Genomic DNA, 15,184 nt, shown 5'->3' with positions numbered 1-15,184 from the left:
TCAGGTGCTCTGCTTGCTGCCGGAGGCTTCCGGCTGTTCCGGATCGCCCGCGGCACCCTGTGCCTTCGGCGTTGATTCTGGGCTGTCGTTCACGACCGGCCCCTCATCGGTCTCGGTGAGCGTGACCTCCTCGAAATGATCGGCCAGCATGACCTTCAGATTCTTGTGGCCGACCTGCTCATGGCACTCGATGCAGCCCTCTCCGACGTCACCGCCGAAATAGGCCTTGTGCGCCGCGAGCGCGGCCGGATCATCGCTGGTGGCGTCCTTCAGCGCCGCATGACAGCTCAGGCAGCCGGAGTCGTAGACATACTCGCCGCGCTCCTCGAGCTGGGCGATCCAGTCGGGCTTGTGGAACGGATAGATCGCCTGGGCAATCGCATCGCGCATCCCGGTCGTGCCCTTCGCCACCAGGTGGTTCACGGCGTTGTCATGCGGTAAGTGACAGTCGGTGCAATGCGCGACGACGCCGCCGGGATTGTTGCCGCCATGGACATCCTGCGCATGTGAGGTCGCAAAGGGGTCCATCGTGTGGCAACTGGTGCAGAATTCGGCGTCCGAGGTCTCCTCGATCATGGTCTCGGTGCCGACCCAGCCGGCCGCCATCACCGCCGGCACCACAACCGCGATGACAATCAAAAATAGGATCAGGCGTCGAAGCCAACGCTTGTTCATGGATCGCTCCTCAACTCGATTCGTGGGTCTGTACAGCTATCAGTGCGGTTGACTGTAGGGGTTCAGCGGGGGGCTCAGCCCCCTGGCTGCGGGCGCCCGTAGACGTCGTACAGCACGGTCTCGAGCCGCTCATTGATCGGCTCGTTCGGATCGAACGGCGGCGCCTCCTCGATGCGGTCGGCCGGGACATCGGCGACCACCTGGCGTTCTACCCAATCGATCTCGGCAACCGCGTCGACCGGCAGCAGAACCTTCTTCGAGAGCGGGAGCCGGGAGGTGTCGACGACGAATGCTCGCAGCGCCCAGCTGTCGTCATTGACGATCAGGTCGACGACTCGGCCGACCTTCTCGACACCGGCGCCTTCGTCCTCGGTGCTTGCACCGACGACGCTGTAACCGGTGACCTCGCGGACCGAGCGCAGATGGATGTCGTCACCCGCCGCGAGCCCGGTCTCGTCGAGGGTCGCGCCGCTCGTCGTCGGCTCCGGCTCGATGCGCACGTCTTGCGTGCTCGTCAGGCTCGCCGGGATCGGAAAGTCGCCCCAGAGCCCGCTGCCAAGCCAATAGCTCGGCAGCGCATGGACCTCGTTGTAGAGCTGCTCGTAGCGGCGTGAGACGGGCGCGTCGACATCCAACGGCGGGCTTTGCTCGATCTGGGCCTTGGTCAAATCGACGGGCATCCGCTTGCGCTCCCAATCCGGCGCCTTAAGCTGCACCGGCGAGAGCAGCACCTTGCGCCCGGACAACCAGCCGCCGGTATCGGCCACCATGTAGCGCAACGTCCAGAGCTCGTCGTCGAAGAGGAAGTCGTGGCAATGGCCGATGTCGCCATCGAGCGCTTCGAGCCGGTAGCCCTCGGGTTCGGCAAGGCTTCTGAGCATGGGGTCCTCCGCTAGTTGATATCGGCGCAGCGCTGCCAAAGGCCGCCGCACCGCTGCCTTGCGAACGGAGAGCAGAAATCGGACCAGGTCAGTCCCAGGGCGGCCCGCAGGCGGCCAGAGGGCAGCCCAGAATCGCCGCAGACCTCGGCCTCGCTCGCGCAACAGGACGGCCCTGAGGATTTCGGTCGCCGAGATAGGCGGCGCCCTGATCGTTGCACACGAATGGCTGTGCCGATGGGCGCAGTGGCCCGGAGCGCGCTCGCCGGACTGGGTCATAGCCCCCAGGCGCGCGGCATTTGCACCACTGCCCTCGGCAGATTCCGCGATACTGACCGGCTGAGCAGGCGGAAGCGATCCCTTCGCACGGGCGGCCCGAATCCTGCGTACACGATCGAATCGTCGTCTGGCGTCAGCCGACTACAACCCGATCCCCCAGGAGACCCAATGTCCAGTGTCGAACGAAAGCCCGGGCAGAAACGCCGACTCAGCAAGCGCCTCGAGGCGCTGCGCCCGGCCACCGAGAGCCCGCCCGGAGCCGGCAGCGGCCCGCCTTGGAAGAATGCGATCTATGCGCTGATCGCGATCTTCGCGCTCTCGACCGCCCTGAGTCTGCTCCGCTCGCCGGGGCCCGAGGAACTCTCCTATACCGAGCTGAAGCAGGCCGTGCGCGACGGCCGCGTCGCCCAGGTCACCTTCAAGGGTGAGCAGCTGAGCGGCCGCTTCACCGCGCCCAAAGACGCCGCTTCCAAAGAAGACGCGTCCGCAGGCGACGACGACGCACAGGATCAGAAAGAGGCTGGGACCGCCGGCGAGACCGCCGATGACGGCGCGGCCAACGCTGAAGGCGGCGGCGATGCGGCAGGGAACGCCAGCAGCGCATCCGGGACCGACGGCGGCACAGACCAGGCGCTCGGGGACGCGTTCACCAGCACCCTGCCGCAGGTTCAGGACCCCGAGCTTCTGGATCTGCTCGAGCAGCATCAGGTCGAGATCCGGGCCGAGCCCACCGAGACCGGCTTCTTCGGCCGCATGCTGATCACGCTGCTGCCCTGGCTGTTGATCCTGGGGCTCTTCTTGTATCTCAGCAACCGGATGCAGCGGCGCATGATGGGCGGCGGCGACGACGGCCAGGGCGGCGGCCTGTTCGGCATCGGCAAGTCCAAGGCCAAGCGGGTCCAGGCCGAGGAGGTCGAGACCAGTCTCGACGAGGTCGCCGGGCTCGAGAACGCCAAGGCCGACCTGCAAGAGATCATCGATCATCTCTCGGACCCGCAGCGCTTCCGCGCCCTCGGCGCCAAGCTACCCAAGGGTGTGCTGCTGGTCGGCCCCCCGGGCACCGGTAAGACGCTGCTCGCGCGCGCCGTGGCCGGCGAGGCCGGGGTGCCCTTCTTCAGCATCAGCGGCTCGGAGTTCGTCGAGATGTTCGTCGGCGTCGGCGCCTCGCGCGTGCGCGACCTCTTCAATGATGCGAAGAAGCAGAGCCCCTGTGTGCTGTTCATCGACGAGATCGACGCCATCGGACGCGCCCGCGGCGGCGGCATCGCGAGCGGAGGCGGCGGCAACGATGAGCGCGAGCAGACGCTCAACCAGATCCTCAACGAGATGGACGGCTTCTCGCCGCACGAGGACGTGGTGGTACTCGGCGCGACCAATCGTCCCGAGGTCCTCGATAACGCCCTGCTGCGCCCCGGACGGTTCGACCGCAAGGTCTATCTGGAGCTGCCCGACCGCGACGCCCGCGAGGCGATCCTGAAGGTCCATGCCGCCAAGATCGCCCTCGGCGAGGATGTCGATCTCCGCCGGGTCGCCGAGCGCACCGTCGGCTTCTCCGGCGCCGATCTCGAGAACCTCGTCAACGAGGCCGCGCTGCTCGCCGGCCGCGCCAAGCAGGACGCCGTCGACATGGCGCTGTTCTCGACCGCGCGGGACAAGATCGTGCTCGGTGCCGAGCGCGAGCAGGGCATCGGCGACGCCGAGCGCGAGCTGGTCGCCTATCACGAATCCGGCCATGCGCTCCTGGCCTGGCTGCTGCCGAACGCCGATCAGCTCGACAAGGTCACCATCATCCCGCGCGGCCGTGCGTTGGGCGCGACCGAGCAGGTCCCGCCCGAGCAGCGCCACACCTATCGCGAGCGCTACCTGCGCGATCGCATCGCGGTGATGCTGGGCGGGCGCATCGCCGAGCAGGTCATCTTCGAGGAGGTCACCACCGGCGCCGAGGCCGATCTCGACCAGGCGACCGAGCTGGCCCGGCGCATGGTCAGCCGCTGGGGCATGAGCGCGGCGATCGGGCCGGTCTCGCTCAAGTACCCTGAGGATCAAGGCGCACCAGCGCTGGCGATGGGAGAGGCGCGCAAGTTCAGCGATGCGACCGCCGAGCGGATCGACACCGAGACCAAGACCCTGCTCGAATCGATCGAGGAAGACTGCCGGCGGCTCATGCAGGACAATCGGGACCGGCTCGAGCGCTTGGCCAAGCGCCTGCTCGAGCGCGAGACCCTGAGCCGCGAGCAGATCGACGAGGTCCTGAATCCGGCGGGGTGAAAACCGGGCTGGCCGGCGCCTTGACCGCTCGCCGATTGACGGGCGCCGAGAACCGGTGCTTAGGCGATTTCTGTCAAAGCTCATACCGCCTTGCTGGTCTTTTCGCTCGCCTTCTTCGTCGCGCCGCCGGTCACATAGCCCGGCTATGCTCCCGGCGAGGCTCCTCGAAGGCAAACGAAAATCCTGCGCAATTCGGTACGAGCCTTTCCGGCAATCGCCTTAAACGAACGTGCAATATCGATGAGGAGTGACACCTTGAGCTCAACCAGATTGTTCGCTGTCCTTTCCATCCTGCTTGGGGTCGCGGCAATCGCCCTTCCCTACTTCTTCGGCACATTGGCGGTGCTCGCGCTTGGCGCCGTCATACTGGCCAGTGGCATCGTCTCCTTGCTCTTCGTCTTGAACGTCCGCAAGCAAGGGGTCCCGGCAAGCGTCCTGGGTCCCTCGGCGCAGATGATCGTCGGGCTCGTGATCCTGATCTGGCCCGAGCTCGCCCTCTGGCTAGCGGCGGTGTTGCTCGGCGCGGGCCTGATATTGAACGGTATCACCGGCTTGACGGCACTGCGCGACGCGGGAGTCGTCAACCCCCCGCTGATGCGCAAGATCGGCCTATGGGGGAGCATCCTGCTCGGCGCGCTGCTCATCGTGATGGGTGCGTTTGGCTCGGCGATCCTGATCGGCCTGATCCTGGGTATCGCCCTGATCGCTTCCGGTCTCCAGCAGTGGCGCGAGGCGGATTTGGTGCTCTGATGCCGATCTGAGCTCCGACTGGCGTCTTGATCATCGCCTCCTCCAAGACCGAATGGCACGGTCAACGCCATTCGGTCAATGGCCTCTTCGCTTTCGCTCGATCAGCATGCAGCTTGGCCGCCCTGGAGTCAGCGCGGCGAGTCCTGGATTGGCTTGATAACCGATGCCCGGAGACGCTTTAATCGCCTTCCGTCTTCAAGCTATCCCGCAACGACTCGAGCTCATTCGTATAAGCCTCTGCATCGCCGTAGTCGACGAAATAGGGTGTCCGCTGGTGTGCATCAGGGCTGCGGCGAGCATGCTTGATCGGACACCAAAACTGCTCGGTTCGGCTCGCGATCTCGCGCGCGTACTCGAGCAACTGGTTCGCGTATGCGCAGTAGACGCAATTGAGCTTCTCGATCTGATTCAAATAGCTGAGCCGATGTCGATCGATCACCAGGTAATCGCGACGACGCACGAGCGGGATGCCGTAGACACGGAAACAGATCTGCTGAAATCCCATCAGCGCCAGATCGAGGAGCACCATCGGCACCGCCAGGCCATAGATCACGGGCGCCGTGAGGATGAAGGCGAGCGGCGTGCTCCTGAGATAACGCCAGAGCCCGGTCCGCTGCTGCAGGTGCAGGCTGCGCATCCCCTGCTCGAAGACCACGCGACCACGCTGAACGGTATAGCGAAAGCGCCTCTGCCCCTCGGCGAGGATACGGTCCAGCTCAGCGTCGAACTCTCGCTGCAGTAACCGCAACTGCCGTAGAGCATCATCAAAAGGCGTGTTTTGCATGGAATCCCCATTACCCGGCGAGTCGGGCATTGTGTGTCGGTCCGATAGGACTGGGGACACATGCCTCACCAGTCATGACGATGAGCTTGTCGATGCGGTCTTGCATCGAACGCATGAGCTAACGGGGTCTTGCCCCTCCATTAGCAGGAACGCCCCGCGAGAGACGTCGGCGATCCACTCTAAGCCGTAAATTCCAGGCCCAGAATAGGGCCATCGGTTTTCGGATCGATTCTTACGACAGGGTAAACATCCGGTAAGCAGCAGAGCATAGAGGATACGCTGTGCTGTTGCCATCTCTATTTGCCTCGTATGAGAACCAATCCGTGCCGGCCGCAGCTGGTTGAAATGACCCGGCACCCAGTTGAAAACAACCAAGCCTGACCGTTTGCGGCCATTACAACCACCGCAGCAGCGCTTGCCGAGGGCCGGAGGGACCCGGGCATTGCCTTTGCAACCCCTGAGGAGCGCCATAACGCGGGAGCCGCTGATCAGCAGCGGCAGCGAATGGCGTGCAAGCCTGAAATTTGATCACTAACCAAGGAGCCGAATCCCGATGGCTGATTCCTCCCAAGGCCTCCATGAAGAAGCGGCCGAGCTCAGCGCCCTGACGCGTGATGTGCATCGTGCGCTGGTGTCGCTCCAAGAGGAGCTCGAAGCAGTGGACTGGTATCGCCAGCGTGCTGAGGCCTGTCGCGACGGCGAGCTGCGCGAGGTGCTCTTGCACAACATGCGCGAAGAGATCGAACACGGCGCGATGGTGCTGGAATGGCTGCGCCGCCGCGATGCCTCCTTCGATGAGCATCTGCGCACCTATCTCTTTACCGAGGTCCCCATTACCGAAGCCGAGGAAGCGGCCACCAGCGGCAACGGCGAGAGCAGCCCCGAGGCGGCAGCCGCCCAGCCTGCCGCAGCGACGGCTCCAGAGCCAAAGGGGCTCACACTTGGCAGCCTGAAGCAACAGGACCCGGAGGTAGAATGATGAGCTATTTGAATCGCGACGCTGCAGGTCTGCCGGAGTCCGTTTGGGACCGCATCGACGCCAGCGCACTCGAGGCCGCAAGCGAGGTGCTGACCGGCCGCCGCTTCCTCGACCTCGACGGGCCCTATGGCCTGGGGCTGACCAGCCTCGAGGTCGGTCCCGAGACCACCGCTGAGGACAGCGGCGACGAGCTCGCGGCGACCATCGGCAGCCGTGCCCTGCCGGTCCCATTGCTGCAGCGCTCGTTCAGCCTGAGCCGCCGGCGCGTCGAGGGCCATCTCGGGCTCGGGCTACCGCTCGACCTGCGTGCCGCCGAGGATGCGGCCGAGGCCGTCGCCCGGCGCGAGGAGCAGGTCATCTATAACGGTGTGCCCGAACTCGGCCTGGAAGGCCTGCTGACCGCCGAGGGCCGCGCAACCTCGCCTGCTGGCGATTGGAACCAGGTCGAGCAGGCGCTCGATGACGTGCTGAACGCGGTCAATAAGCTGGATGCGAATGGCTTCAGCGGCCCCTACGCCCTGGTGCTCTCGCCAGCGCGCTACAACGCCCTCTTTCGCCGCTATCAATGCGGCGACATGCTCCAGGTCGATCATCTGCGGCGGCTCTGCGAGGCCGGCGTCTTCAAGGCTGGGATCGAGGGGGCCGTGCTGGTCGACCCGCGCGTCGGCGAACTCAAGATCGGCCAAGACCTGCGCGTGGGTTTTGCATCGAGCGATGGTATCCACCTGAGGCTGTTCCTCTCGGAAAGCCTGGTCTTCCTGCTCGATGATCCCGGCGCGATCTGCACCCTGGAACACAACGGCTAATCGCGCGCTCGCGGCCGCTGTTTCACGGCAATCCCCGAGAGAGCACCCGATGAGCAGGCATGAGCACGGGCAACACAAGGACGAGCAGCAGGAGCGGGCTCAGCAGGATCACGACCGATCCGGTGGCGAAGAGCACGCGCACGACGATGGGCACGATGGGCACCAGGGGCATCATGAACACGGGGCCATGATCGCCGACTTTCGCCGGCGGTTCTGGGTCTCGGTCCTGCTGACGGTGCCGATCCTGCTGCTCTCGCCGCTGATCCAGTCGTTCCTGGGGCTGACCGAGGTGCTCGGCTTTGCGGGCGACGAGTATGCGCTGCTCGCCCTCTCCACCGCTGTCTTCCTCTATGGAGGCTGGCCGTTCCTGACCGGGCTGCTGTCCGAGCTGCGCGCCGGCGCACCCGGCATGATGACCCTGATCGCGCTGGCGATCACCGTCGCCTATGGCTATTCGGCGGCGGTCGTGCTCGGGCTCGAAGGCAAGGTCTTCTTCTGGGAGCTCGCCACCCTGGTCGACGTGATGCTGCTCGGCCACTGGGTCGAGATGAAGTCGATCATGGGGGCCTCGAGCGCGCTCGAGAGCCTGGTCCAGATGATGCCGGACCGGGCGCTGCGTCTCGACGCCAGCGGTGAGACCGAGGAGGTGCCGATCAGCGCGCTGCGCAGCGGCGATCGCGTGCGGGTCCGTCCGGGCGAGAAGGTGCCGGTCGACGGCGCCATCGTCGAGGGCAAGACCAGCCTGAACGAGTCGATGCTCACCGGCGAGTCCCGGCCGGTCGAGAAGGGCGAGGGCGATGAGGCCGTCGGCGGTGCCGTCAACGGCGAGGGCAGCATCACGCTCGAGGTCCGGAAGACCGGTGCCGATACCTACCTGTCGCAGGTGATCGAGACGGTGCGCCAGGCGCAGGCATCGCGCTCGCGAACCCAGGACCTCGCCGATCGTGCCGCCGCCTGGCTGACCTACATTGCCCTCTCGGCCGGTGTGATCACGCTGGCCAGCTGGCTCGTCGTCGGCTACGCCTTCGACTTTGCGTTGGAGCGGATGGTCACCGTGATGGTCGTCACCTGCCCGCACGCGCTCGGCCTTGCGGTGCCGCTGGTGGTCGCGGTCAGCACCAGCCTCGCCGCCGGCCGCGGCCTGCTGATCCGCGACCGCGCCGGTTTCGAGCGCGCGCGCAAGCTTGAGGCCGTCGTCTTCGACAAGACCGGCACGCTGACCGCCGGGCGCTTCGGCGTCCGCGGGATCGTCAGCCTCGGGGAGCTGGATGAGGACGAGCTCCTGCGTCTGGCCGCCGGCCTCGAGGCGCGCTCGGAACACCCGATCGCCCAGGGGATCGTCGAGGCGGCCAAGAACAAGCAGCTCCAGGTGCCCGAGGCTGCCGAGTTCGAGAACCTCGCCGGCCGCGGCGCCCAAGCCCAGATCGAGGGTCGCCTGATCCGCGCGGTCAGCCCCGGTTATCTCCAGGAGCAGGCGATCACGGTAGACGATGACGCCCTGGCCGAACTGCGCGAGGGCGGCAAGACCCTGGTCTATCTGCTGGACGGCGAGCGTCCGCTCGGCGCCATCGCACTGGCGGACCTGGTTCGGGATGAATCGCGTGAGGCGATCGCCCGTCTCAAAGGGATGGGGATCGACTGCCTGATGCTCACGGGCGATGCCGAGGCCGTGGCCAAGTCGGTCGCTGACGCGCTCGGCCTCGATGACTACTTCGCCGAGGTAGTGCCGGACGAGAAGGCCAAGCGCATCGAAGCGGTGCAGCGCGGCGGGCGTATCGTCGCGATGGTCGGCGATGGCGTCAACGACGCCCCGGCCCTGGTGCAGTCCGATCTCGGGATCGCCATCGGCGCCGGCACCGATGTCGCGGTCGAATCGGCCGATATCGTGCTCGTCGAATCCGACCCCCGCAGCGTCGCCGACGTGATCGCGCTCTCGCGGGCCACCTACGGCAAGATGGTCCAGAACCTGTTCTGGGCCACCGGCTACAACGCCGTCGCCATCCCGCTCGCAGGCGGCGTCGCCTACGGCGCGGGCATCCTGCTCAGCCCTGCAGTCGGCGCCGCATTGATGTCGCTCTCGACCGTGATCGTCGCGATCAACGCCAAGCTGCTCGGGCGCTGACGACGGCTATCTGCTGGCCATCGCCGCGGCCAACGGCATCGAGCCGAAGGCGGTCATGCGGCTAGCGCCTTCAGCAAGGCATCCCGCGCATCCTGATAGAACTGCGTATCGACCTTGGTCGCCATGTCGTCCGAGAGGTCGAAGAGCTGGCGGCGGCTCGACACCGGCATCAGCACCGCCTGCGCCCCCTTCTCGATGGCCATCTCGACCAGGGTGACGGCGTTGTAGATGGGCTCGATGGAGCCGCCCAGGTTGATCTCGCCGATGACGACCAGCCCGCCGCGCAGGGGCTTCCTGAGCAGGCTGCTACAGAGGGCAAGCAGTGCCGCGACGCCGACCTGGCTGCCGGTCTTCGCGGCGTCAAAGCTGCGGAGCTGGACCGAGAACTCATGTGCGCGCGGGTCGCGGTCGCCGACGAGCTGTGCGGCACGGGCATAGAGGTTCTGCTGCGCGTAGCGCACCGACTCCTGGAACGGCGGCGGCGTTGGGTTGTTCAGGATGCGCAGCCCACTACCGGGGCCCTCGTTGACCTCGATCCGATACAGACCGGGGTGCTCGTCCATCCCGCCGGGGCGCTCTCCCATCCCACCGGGGCGCTTTCCCATCCCGCCGGGGCTAAGGGTCCAGACCTGGCCCGGCTCGAGCGGGTCGGCGCCGATGCTGTTCTCGCTCGAGAGCTCCGGCGTCGCGACGAACGTCTCGACTCCCTCCTCACCGATCAGATAGCTGAAATGGGTGTTGCGGAACTCCGCCGAGCCGATGCGCTTCTGCTGCTCCTTCACACGGCGGCGAACCTCGAGGGCCAGCCTGATCGCCCACGCGATGTCCTCGTCGGAGACCTCCGTCTCGGCCGACGGGTAGAGCAGCTTCAACAACCCGCTCGCGGTCTTGTTGGTCGCGTTGATGTCGCGCCCGCTGAGCGCCCCGCCGAGGTGGACACGACCCTGGAGCTGCGGCAGCCGGCTCTCCATGCGCAAGCGGCTGAAGCACTCGGACAGGAAGTCGCTCACCAGTCCGAAGTGGTCGGTGAACAGCCTCGGCTGCATCTTCGGGACATCCCAGCCCGGCAGAAAGGCGTGGATGCGGTCCATGAACGCGGTGTCATTGCGCATCTCCGGCGGCAGCGGCCCGAACAGATGTCCGATGCGCTGCTGGTGCTCGACATCGACGTCGAAGTTGCCGACCAGCACGATGGAGCCATCGGCGCGGATGTTCTCCTTGCCGCGGCTGAACTCGCCCGACTCCATGTAGCCCTTCATGATGTTGACGCCGTCCTTCTGGTCGAAGGACACGCCCGAGACCTCGTCGAAACAGACCACGTCGTACTGGCAGACCAGCCCGCGCTGGCCGGTCGCGTTGTTGACGAACATCTTGGCCATCGTCGCCTTGCCGCCCGAGATCAGGTGGGCATAGGGCGAGACCTGCTGGAACAGGTGGCTCTTGCCGGTGCCGCGCGGCCCCAGCTCCACCAGGTTGTAGTTGCGCTCGACGAACGGGACCATGCGCAGCAGCAGCGCGTCCCTGGCCCGCTCGCCGAACTGATCCGGCTCCAGCCCGACGCTGCGCAGCAGGAACGCCTTCCACTCGGTGCTGCTCAGCCCCTCCCGCGCCTGGGCCAGCACGTCCAGCACGTCGCGCCTGGAGAGCTGGATCGCTCGCAGCGCGTCGACACCGAACGGCCGTCCGTGGGCCTCCTGGGCGATGGCGGAGTCGTAGCTCAGCGTGACCTCGGCGTAGAAGCCGCCGGTGAGCAATCGCTCATGCTCGCGCACCATCTCCGGGCCGATGCGCACATCCTTGAGCTGCAGGCTCGGCAGGTTGGCCAGATAAGAATCGGTGCGGGTATCCAGCCGCGCACTGACCAGGTCGATCAGCTTGACCGTCCCTTCCTCGCGGGCACGCGCCTTGAACAGCTCCTCCTCGCCGGCGTTGACCGTGCGTGAGGCGAGCTGGCGCTGGACGATCTCCAGGCCCTCGTTGATCTCGTCCTCGTCGATGGTCGCGCAGTAGCGCCCGAGCAGGAACTCCACCACGTAGGTCGGCACCGGGAACTGGCGGCTGAACTGGCGCACCAGGTCCTTGCGGACCACGTAGCCCTCGAAGTGCTCGGCGGCCTTCTGGTCCAGTTCGTCGAGTTGCATCGTCTAAGCTCCGCCGATCTCCGTTGCGACCTTGGCAACCGCCTGGCCGGCAGCATCGAGCACCACCAGCGAGATCGCCTCACCTTCAAGGTCGTCGTCCTCCACCACCAGCGACGCCTTCCCATCCTTCAGGGGCTTGCCGCCGCCAGCCTTGCTGGTGCTCGGATCGTTCGCCTTCTGTCGCAGATCGGCCCTGTAGCCTGCCGGTGCGCCCTCGACCGTGACGCGGCAGCGCAGCCCGGTCCATTTGATCCCCTTCACGGTCACCGACACCGCATCCGAGACGCCTGCCTGCCGGGTCACCTCGACCACCGGGACGAGGCTCTCCTGCAGGCTCAGGCCGCCGTGCCCGTACTCCTGGCCGGCGATGAAGCTGCTGATCCCCGGCGCCATCGCGATGCGAACGTTGGCGCACCAGCTCCAGGTCAGGGTCAGCTCGGTCGGCTTCGCGGTGTCCGCGAGCGCGGCACAACGGCCCCAGCGCGTGGCGGTGAGGAACTTGGCCAGCTCCGTCTTCGGCATGCCGCCTGGCACCAGCAGCCAGCCATGGTCGGTGACGATGCGGATCGTCTTCCAGCCCGCATCCACCAGGAATCGGATCTGCTCGACGACGGCCTCCAGGATCACCGGCACCTCCCGCGCGAGGCGCAGCCCGTGCTCGTGTCCGTAATGGTCCAGGTCGCCCATCTCGGTCCAGGCGCGGCCGGACGGATCGCCCGCGTCGCTGCCGGCGAGCACCTGCCAGCCGGCGTCCTTGAGTACCTTCCTCAGCAGGGCCGTGTTCAGCGGCTTGTCGAGCGTGCCGTGGCTCGGCACGAAGTCCTGGTCCGAGCTACGGCCCTGGGCGAGATGGGCGACCGGCGAGCAGGCGACCTTGCCGGAGGCGGTCACCGACGGCACCGGCGCCCAGTCGGACGCGATGGCCGCCTCCAGTCCGTCCGCCTTCAGCGCCAAACCCAGGTCCTGGGCCACATCGAAGCGCAGCCCGTCGACGAACAGCCAGCACTCGCCACCGGCCTGGTAGGTCCCGCTCGGTTCCTGCACCACCGTGGAGCCGGGGTAGCCACCCTCGCGCACCAGCGCCTGAAAACGGCGGTTCGTCGCATCCAGCCAGGGGACGTAGATGGCCGCGAGCGCGGTGGTGACGGCCTCGGTATCCGCCTTGGCTCGCACGGCCGCAAGGGCCGCACGCGCTGCGGCATCGACCTGCCAGAAGGCATCGCGGTAGGCGCCCGCCATGTCCTCCAGATGCTGCCCGCCGAACGGTTGATCGATCAGCGTCACCAACCGCGACAGCGGCTCCAGGGCCCGCGCGAGCGGCGCCTGGCCCATCTCCGCCCACAGCCACTGGCGGCGCGTCCCGTGCGCTTGTTCGAGCGCCTTGAGCTTGGATGCGGCCGCGCCCGGTTCGAGACCCGCCAGTGCAGTCAGCCCGGACCGAAGCCTGTCCTCCGCCTCGTCGTTGCTCTGGGGGTAGCGGCTGAAGTCCGTGAACAGATCCCGATGGGCCGGCAGCGACGCCCGCTTCAGTCGCGCCCTCACCTTTGGGAACGCACGCCAGCCCACTCGGTAACGCTCCCAGACCGCCGCCCACTCCGGACGCCCCGCGCAGATTCGCTCAGCCGCCACCAGCACGCCGTCGGCGTCGGGATCGAGCTTGAAGTCCGCCTTGCAGCGGCTGCGAAACGCATCCCAGCGCGCGCCTTGCCAGTCCGAGGTCGTGGCCTCGGGGTCGTTCAACCAGGTCAGCAGATCGCGCACCGGGTCGGCACTCAGCAAGGCATCGAAATCCGTCGCCTCCAGCCGTCGACCCTTCAGCTTCTCGACCGGGGTGTCGAGCAGCACGTCGAGCGCCCGGTGCAGCGCGTGCCGCGTCGCCTGGTCGGCGGACAGGTCCAGGTTGAGTCCGCCGCGGCTGCTGGACAGGAAGGCGTTGACCGTCCAATCCTTGCCGTTGAGCTGGCTCCAGAACACACCCCGGTACTGCAGCTCCGCCAGCGGCTGCAGCTCCCGCGGGCAGGACTCGATGGCGCGCAGATCAGCACGAGAGACGCCAGGGAGATAGATGATCGGCACAGCGCCGGCGGGCCACTCGGCCTCGTCCAGCGTCCGCGCCAGCATGCACTTGATCCAGATCGCCGGCCCGCGACGCGCTTCCGGGTCATGATCGCCGAGGACCAACAGCTCCGGGAGCATCTCGCGCAGGCGTTCGGCCAGCGCCTGCCACTGGCGCTCATGATCGGTCCAGAGCACCGCCGCCGGGCGCACCTGATCGACGCGGCTGATGTTCGCGGCGCTCCGCAGGGAGTCGAGCACGCGGTCGAGAACGGTCTCGGTCACGAGCAAGGGCGACCACCAAGTCAGTCGTGATAACGGCAGGAAAGAATGGTCACCTGTTCGGCATCGACGGCGTAGACCAGACGATTCGCCTGGTCGATGCGACGCGACCAGAAGCCGCTCAGGTTCTCCCGCAGGGGCTCCGGTTTGCCGATACCTTCGAACGGCGTCCGCAGTGTATCGGCGATCAGCGCGTTGATCCGTTTCAGGGTCTTGCGATCTTGGGTTTGCCAGTAAACGTAGTCTGCCCAGGGCTCTTGGGTCCAGGCCAGTGTTCTAATCATGCTGCAATGGCTGCTCGGCGGTCTGTCCCTGCCGGTATTGGGCAATGGAGCGAGCGAGATGCTCGGCGTTGGCCGGAGAGCGGAGCAGGTAGACCGTCTCCATCAGGCTGTTGAAGCTATCGAGCGACATCACCACCGCGTCTGCAGCGTCACGCCGGGTGATGACCGTGTAGTCCGCATCGGCCGCCACGCGATCGAGCACTTGCTTCAGTTGATTGCGAGCATCGGAAAAGGTGATGGTTTGCATAGCGTCCGTCCGACTTGTTCGATATATCGTACAAGTATGCTGCGCGATCTGGTCTCAGTCAATCACGATCCTGTGAGCGGCGCTCATCGGGAAGGCTCTGGCTGGGTGGCCGTTGCTGCCCGCTACCCGGCCAAGCACATCAAAACCAAACCGCCACTGAGCTCATGCGGCCTCGCGGTCACGCGGCAAGGGTTCAATCGCGCTGAGCACCTCGGCCATGCTGTCCTTGGCCAGGGCAATGTCATAGTCGGCCTGCAGGCGCAACCACCAGCCCTCCGATAGACCGAAGAAGCGACACAGACGCAGATCGGTATCCGCCGTCACCGCCCGCTTGCCATGCACGATCTCGTTGATCCGCCGCGGAGGCACATGCACCGCCCGCGCCAGTGCATATTGTGATAGCTCCAAGGGCTTCAGGAACTCCTCCATCAGCATCTCGCCGGGGGAAACCGGCGCCAGCTCCCGAGTCATCTGTTTCACCTCTCAGTGGTAGTCGACGATCTCGACATCCAGGGCGTCGCCGTCCAGAAAGCGGAAGCACAGCCGCCACTGGGCATTGATCCGAACGCTCCACTGTCCGGCGCGATCACCGTTCTATCAGACCTACCCAAACCTATCTGGATATACCTAAACA

General features: G+C 66.2%; 13 protein-coding genes and 1 pseudogene. 5 read left to right on the top strand and 9 right to left on the bottom strand.

The features are described 5' to 3' along the window. A complete protein-coding gene (locus tag CKO40_RS12135) occupies positions 1–675 on the bottom strand; it encodes a cytochrome c3 family protein (RefSeq protein WP_200346480.1) in 675 nt (224 codons plus the stop codon). A gap of 74 nt (positions 676–749) precedes the next feature. After that, the gene (locus CKO40_RS12130) at positions 750–1,556 is read right to left on the bottom strand and encodes a PRC-barrel domain-containing protein (protein WP_200346479.1); all 807 of its coding nucleotides are present in this window, start codon (positions 1,554–1,556) and stop codon (positions 750–752) included. A gap of 444 nt (positions 1,557–2,000) precedes the next feature. Between CKO40_RS12130 and ftsH the strand changes: the two genes are divergently transcribed. Both ftsH and CKO40_RS12120 read left to right on the top strand, forming a co-directional pair. Then, positions 2,001–4,100 (top strand): ATP-dependent zinc metalloprotease FtsH, encoded by a 2,100-nt coding sequence (gene ftsH / locus CKO40_RS12125; protein ID WP_200346478.1) that lies wholly within the window; start codon positions 2,001–2,003, stop codon positions 4,098–4,100. Positions 4,101–4,355: 255 nt separating this feature from the next. Then, on the top strand, positions 4,356–4,850 hold the full coding sequence (locus CKO40_RS12120; RefSeq protein ID WP_200346477.1) for a DUF308 domain-containing protein: 495 nt from the start codon (positions 4,356–4,358) through the stop codon (positions 4,848–4,850). A 178-nt stretch (positions 4,851–5,028) separates the two neighbouring features. Here the strand turns inward: CKO40_RS12120 and CKO40_RS12115 are convergent, their stop codons facing one another. Beyond that, complete coding sequence (locus CKO40_RS12115; protein ID WP_242477000.1) at positions 5,029–5,598, bottom strand: hypothetical protein; 570 nt, start codon at positions 5,596–5,598, stop codon at positions 5,029–5,031. Positions 5,599–6,187: 589 nt separating this feature from the next. Between CKO40_RS12115 and CKO40_RS12110 the strand changes: the two genes are divergently transcribed. The 3 genes from CKO40_RS12110 to CKO40_RS12100 are packed head-to-tail and all read left to right on the top strand — an operon-like array spanning position 6,188 to position 9,541. Next, the gene (locus tag CKO40_RS12110) at positions 6,188–6,613 is read left to right on the top strand and encodes an encapsulin-associated ferritin-like protein (protein ID WP_200346475.1); all 426 of its coding nucleotides are present in this window, start codon (positions 6,188–6,190) and stop codon (positions 6,611–6,613) included. Then, positions 6,613–7,419: a family 1 encapsulin nanocompartment shell protein gene (locus CKO40_RS12105; protein WP_200346474.1), complete on the top strand. Its 807-nt coding sequence runs from the start codon at positions 6,613–6,615 to the stop codon at positions 7,417–7,419. Before CKO40_RS12110 ends, CKO40_RS12105 begins: the two co-directional genes overlap by 1 nt. A gap of 49 nt (positions 7,420–7,468) precedes the next feature. Beyond that, positions 7,469–9,541, top strand: coding sequence for a copper-translocating P-type ATPase (locus CKO40_RS12100; RefSeq protein ID WP_200346473.1), 2,073 nt, complete (start codon positions 7,469–7,471; stop codon positions 9,539–9,541). Positions 9,542–9,594: 53 nt separating this feature from the next. Here CKO40_RS12100 and brxL read toward each other — a convergent pair whose 3' ends face one another. The 6 genes and pseudogenes from brxL to CKO40_RS12070 form a co-directional block, all read right to left on the bottom strand. After that, the gene (gene brxL, locus CKO40_RS12095; RefSeq protein ID WP_200346472.1) at positions 9,595–11,682 is read right to left on the bottom strand and encodes a protease Lon-related BREX system protein BrxL; all 2,088 of its coding nucleotides are present in this window, start codon (positions 11,680–11,682) and stop codon (positions 9,595–9,597) included. A 3-nt stretch (positions 11,683–11,685) separates the two neighbouring features. Continuing rightward, the gene (pglZ, locus tag CKO40_RS12090) at positions 11,686–14,022 is read right to left on the bottom strand and encodes a BREX-1 system phosphatase PglZ type B (protein ID WP_200346471.1); all 2,337 of its coding nucleotides are present in this window, start codon (positions 14,020–14,022) and stop codon (positions 11,686–11,688) included. 20 nt (positions 14,023–14,042) lie between these two features. Continuing rightward, the gene (locus CKO40_RS12085) at positions 14,043–14,303 is read right to left on the bottom strand and encodes a Txe/YoeB family addiction module toxin (protein WP_200346470.1); all 261 of its coding nucleotides are present in this window, start codon (positions 14,301–14,303) and stop codon (positions 14,043–14,045) included. Continuing rightward, the gene (locus CKO40_RS12080; RefSeq protein WP_200346469.1) at positions 14,296–14,550 is read right to left on the bottom strand and encodes a type II toxin-antitoxin system Phd/YefM family antitoxin; all 255 of its coding nucleotides are present in this window, start codon (positions 14,548–14,550) and stop codon (positions 14,296–14,298) included. The genes CKO40_RS12085 and CKO40_RS12080 overlap by 8 nt, the downstream gene beginning before the upstream one ends. 162 nt (positions 14,551–14,712) lie before the next feature. Next, positions 14,713–15,021 (bottom strand): HigA family addiction module antitoxin, encoded by a 309-nt coding sequence (locus CKO40_RS12075; protein WP_200346468.1) that lies wholly within the window; start codon positions 15,019–15,021, stop codon positions 14,713–14,715. A 12-nt stretch (positions 15,022–15,033) separates the two neighbouring features. After that, a pseudogene (locus CKO40_RS12070) lies at positions 15,034–15,141 on the bottom strand (type II toxin-antitoxin system RelE/ParE family toxin); the annotation flags it as partial. Between the last annotated feature and the right edge of the window lie 43 nt (positions 15,142–15,184).

The sequence above is a fragment of the Halochromatium glycolicum genome (assembly GCF_016584085.1).
Taxonomy (GTDB): domain Bacteria; phylum Pseudomonadota; class Gammaproteobacteria; order Chromatiales; family Chromatiaceae; genus Lamprobacter; species Lamprobacter glycolicus.
The sequence above is the reverse complement of the archived record's forward strand: the minus strand, read 5'-3'. Positions and strand labels throughout refer to the sequence as shown.